The sequence below is a fragment of the Pseudomonas sp. FFUP_PS_473 genome (assembly GCF_002858665.1).
Taxonomy (GTDB): Bacteria; Pseudomonadota; Gammaproteobacteria; order Pseudomonadales; family Pseudomonadaceae; genus Aquipseudomonas; species Aquipseudomonas defluvii.
The window spans coordinates 1-4,138 of sequence record NZ_PJQQ01000073.1 but is presented as its reverse complement, the minus strand read 5'-3'; the positions used below and the strand labels follow the sequence as shown (position 1 = coordinate 4,138).

General features: G+C 54.9%; 3 protein-coding genes. 2 read left to right on the top strand and 1 reads right to left on the bottom strand.

Features of this window, described 5'->3' with window-relative positions; genetic code table 11:
- The first annotated feature begins 870 nt into the window (after positions 1–870).
- Positions 871–1,449, top strand: a complete 579-nt coding sequence (locus CYD26_RS24540) for a hypothetical protein (protein WP_102053896.1) — start codon at positions 871–873, stop codon at positions 1,447–1,449.
- A gap of 74 nt (positions 1,450–1,523) precedes the next feature.
- Here CYD26_RS24540 and CYD26_RS24535 read toward each other — a convergent pair whose 3' ends face one another.
- Positions 1,524–2,786 carry a sensor domain-containing diguanylate cyclase gene (locus tag CYD26_RS24535; RefSeq protein WP_102053895.1) on the bottom strand — a complete coding sequence of 421 codons (1,263 nt, stop codon included), beginning with the start codon at positions 2,784–2,786 and terminating at the stop codon, positions 1,524–1,526.
- A gap of 373 nt (positions 2,787–3,159) precedes the next feature.
- Here CYD26_RS24535 and CYD26_RS24525 point away from each other — a divergent pair, with 373 nt between their 5' ends.
- The gene (locus tag CYD26_RS24525; RefSeq protein ID WP_102053894.1) at positions 3,160–4,065 is read left to right on the top strand and encodes a sensor domain-containing diguanylate cyclase; all 906 of its coding nucleotides are present in this window, start codon (positions 3,160–3,162) and stop codon (positions 4,063–4,065) included.
- The last annotated feature ends 73 nt before the right edge of the window (positions 4,066–4,138 follow it).

The following is a 4,138-nucleotide window of genomic DNA, read 5'->3' as shown; positions in this document are numbered from 1 at the left end:
GGCATCTCGTTCAATTTCGGAATTAGCGCGCTCCGATTTTTTAACTAGCTGTTGCACTTGCTCCTTGAGGCCGCCGAGTAGTTGTTTCCGCACTATCTGAAATGGTCGATGCTACGGCCATAGAGCCGACAGCGGCCGCACCAATGGCGGCCATTGTCCCTGTGTCAACTCCGGCGCCGCCAAGCAATGAGCCTGCCATGGCAAGCTCAGTCATCCCGCCATCGGAAGCGCAACCGCTTATGCCTGCAAAGCAGTAGGCGAAGGCGAAATAGCGAGCTGTCTTCGAGACGTATAAAAGCATTGAGATCCCCAGGCTGTTAGATAGCACGCATCCGTACCGAACGGGATCATGGCTATTTGCCTCGATTTTGTATACAGCCAAATGTGGGCACAACAAGGGCGGGGGTTCGCTGCGTGAAGGGCAGGCGGTGTAGAAGGGGGCAAAGCGGAAACAATGAGCCCGGCACTTGGCCAGTCTCTCTGTAGACGGGGCCAAATCCCTTTGGCTGAGCTCATTGTGTTCTGACGGTGTTACGAACGGATGACAGGGCAGTGAAAAACCCATAGAGACTGGCTTACTTCGTTTGGTAGTTGCCCGTTGCTGGGTCGGCTGTGGAGACCGGCTCGACGCTTACTTCTACCGCCTCACTCTCGGTATGGCTCAGGCAGCTCCGTTGCCTCGCAAGGGGTCTTGGCCCGAACAATGAGACCCAAGTGGGTTTCCTCTGGATACCCGGCAAGCCTTTCCTCGCCGTCCTGAAAGGTGCGGCACATTGGCAATCAATGACTATGCTATGGCGTACCCACAAAGCGCTGTGCCTTGGTATCCGTCGTGTTGTTCTCTCCGCCATCACATGGAAGAGTAAACCTATGAAGCCAATCCGTTCCTTTGCCTGCACTATTGTTCTTGCTTCCATCATGTCCGCTACCAGCTTTACGGCCCTTGCCGCCGATGTGCCGTTGGGCGGTAGTGCGATAGAAGGCCATGTCGTTACGCATGTGCTTGCCGTTGATGCGGCGAATTATCAGGTCACTATTGAAGGCGCCGACAAAAAGCCGGTGACTATCCAGCTAACGGATCAAGCCAAGGCTTTGCACAACTTGAAGGTCGGCGACAACGTTGACATAACTGTTGTTCGCTCAATCGCCTACGTGCTCGACACCAATGTTGGGGGTGCGCCTGGTGTCAGCAATGAATCAATGACCACCCGCGCCGCCAAGGACAATCCTCATCCGGGTGGTGAGGCGGTTCGCCGGGTCAAGGTGACGTCGAAGATCACTCACATTGACTTGAAAAAACATGAAGTGACCTTGCTGCCTCCAGAAGGGAAAGTGACAGTCCTCAAGGTTGAGGATCCCGAACTCCAGGCTCGAATGAAGAACCTCAAGGTCGGTCAGACGGTCAATGTCATTTACACCGAAGTACTGAAGGTTAAAACCTCACGCTAGCCGTGCAGGCTGACAGGCTGACAGGCAGAAGCCTGGACGCAGCAGTATGTGCGTGCCCGTACCGGACGAGGTACTCACCGGCGTGATACCTGCGTCTGGTTACGGCCTGAGTTTTTGGCAATGTAAAGCGCTTTGTCGACTCGCTCGATCAGATCCGGTAATGCTTCGTCAGGCTGGAGCTCACCCAATCCAATCGACAAGGTAATACAGCCCGCGTGTTCATGTTGGTTGTGCTGGATGGCCTTTCGGCAGCGTTCGGCCAGCGGCAGTGATTGGTCCAGGTCGCAGCCACTGAAAATAAGCAGGAACTCCTCGCCACCCCAGCGTATGACACTGTCGTTAGCCCTTAGTGCACCAATCATGCTGCGCGACACCGCTTTTAGGACAGTGTCGCCGGCAGTGTGTCCCCAGGTGTCGTTGACGTGTTTGAAGTGGTCAATGTCGGCCAGTGCGATCGACATGGGCAGCTTGCTACCACGAGATTGCATGTAGGCCTTTTCCAGTGCCAACTCTCCAGCTGCTCGGGTTAGTGCGCCGGTCAGTCCGTCGAAGCGCACCATTTCACGAAACATCTGCTCTTCGAGTATACGAGTGGTCAGGTCGCGAAAAATGCTCACGTAATGGGTGATGTTGTCTGCCTGGTCAGTGAGTGGGGTTATTGTCTCGTCACAGTAAATCAGTTCGTTGTTCTTGCTGCGATTAACAAAGGTGCCTTTGTAGGAGCGGCCCTTTTTCAGGGTCTCCCACATGTCTTTATAGAATTCAGGATCTTGTTCCCCAGACTTGAGCATGTTCGGATTGCGGCCGAGCACCTCCGTAAGCCCGTATCCTGTGATCTTTTCGAAGCCTTTGTTGACGAATTCGATGGTGCCACTGGCGTCCGTGATAACGACGCCATCATCGGTTGCATTAAGTACGTGGGCGAACAGCTGGGTCGTATTTTGGGCGGCCATCAGGCTGCTGATGTCCTGCTGTATCGAAATGAAATGCGTGATTTCGCCGGCCGTGTTGTGTACTGGGGAAATATTCCACTCAACGGTGTAAGGGCGTCCATTCTTGCGGTAGTTGATTGTCGAGCCTTGAAAATGGGTGCCATCCCGCAGGCACTGGCGCAGCCGATCAATCACCTCGGGATTGGTCGCTGGCCCTTGGAGTATACGAGCGTTACGTCCCAGTAACTCATCTTCGCAGTAGCCAGTCATTCGCAGGAAAGCTTGATTAGCGTAGAGAATACGATGCTCGCCTTCGTCAGCGTCTGTCAGTAAAACGGCATTGAATGACTGATCAAGTGCAAGTGCAATCACGCTCGGATCGATGTGACTGGCAATGGTTTTCATACGCGGGGAACACTCCCTGTCTGAGCCGGAGCTCGATGGTGGCAGGTTGTTGGTGCTGATGCAAAATGACGCAGTCGGCTGGGCGCGTTCGATTGTTATGGGCTGATAGGCCATCGCGCTCCGGTAATGAGCTGGATAATCGTTTTTTCACCTCAACATCTGCTCCAAAATGGTCAGTACCGGCCCGCGGGAGTCAGTTGCTGATACCATGCTCGCAGCTTCAATCGGGTGCCCGAGCTCAGGCTGCATCAAACGCTGGTGAGGTAGTCTTGGATGAGTCTCTTGCTCAGTCGTTGAAGCTAATCGGCACCGCCCAGCAGCTCTCTAATCCGGGTGCGGCGTCTGTTGTCTGGTATTTTCCTTGGGGCATGTCATGAATGATTTTGAAAGTGCGTCCATAAGAGCGCTGGCCTTTCTGCGTCGCACGCTAGGCTTCCAGCTGTGCATGGTGACCCGAACCGAGGGCAACGACTGGACGGTATTGCACAGTGACGACCGGGGTTATGGTGTCGTTCCTGGCGACGTCTTCAATTGGGACGACTCCTTCTGCAGTGAGATGGTCAAGGGGCTTGGGCCAAACATTGCCTCGGACTCAAGCCAGGTCCCTGCTTATGCCGCTGCCGAAATAGGCCGGAAAATACCGATCGGAGCCTACATTGGCGTGCCGCTTCTGCTTGCGGATGGACGCTTGTTTGGGACGTTGTGCGGCATCGATCCTCAGTCCAGGCCCGATAGCATTTCCGAGCATCAGGAACTGATTGAGCTGGTGGGCGAAATGCTCAGCACGATTCTGCAGATGGAGCTCAGGGTCGACGAAGAAGAGAGGCGGGCAGAGCGTTATCAGGCTCAAGCGCTCACAGATGCGTTGACGGGTGTCTACAACCGTGCGGGATGGGTTCAGCTTCTTGCCAAGGAAGAAGCGCGCTACCAGCGCTATCGCCAGTCCTCTGTTGTGATCGTCGTCGATCTGGATGAGTTGAAGGCCATTAACGACCGCGATGGTCATGCCGCCGGCGATGTGCTGATCAAGCGTGCAGCGTTTGCATTGCAGAAGGCGTCCAGGGCTGAGGATATTGTCGCAAGGCTGGGGGGCGATGAGTTCGGCATCATTGGCGTCAACTGTGACTGGGGTGGCGGTCTGGCGTTGTGCGAGAGGATCAAGGAAGCGCTTGAAGAGGAAGGCATCAAGGCTTCCTATGGGCTTGCCGTGACCAACAAGACTGTCCGTATCTCCGAGGCGCTGACGATTGCAGACCGTGCAATGTATGAGCAAAAGTGAATCGCCCCTGGTTTCGTAGACACCTCCAAGCCTCATAATGAGGCCCAAATAGGAGGTGCCATGAGTCGTCAGC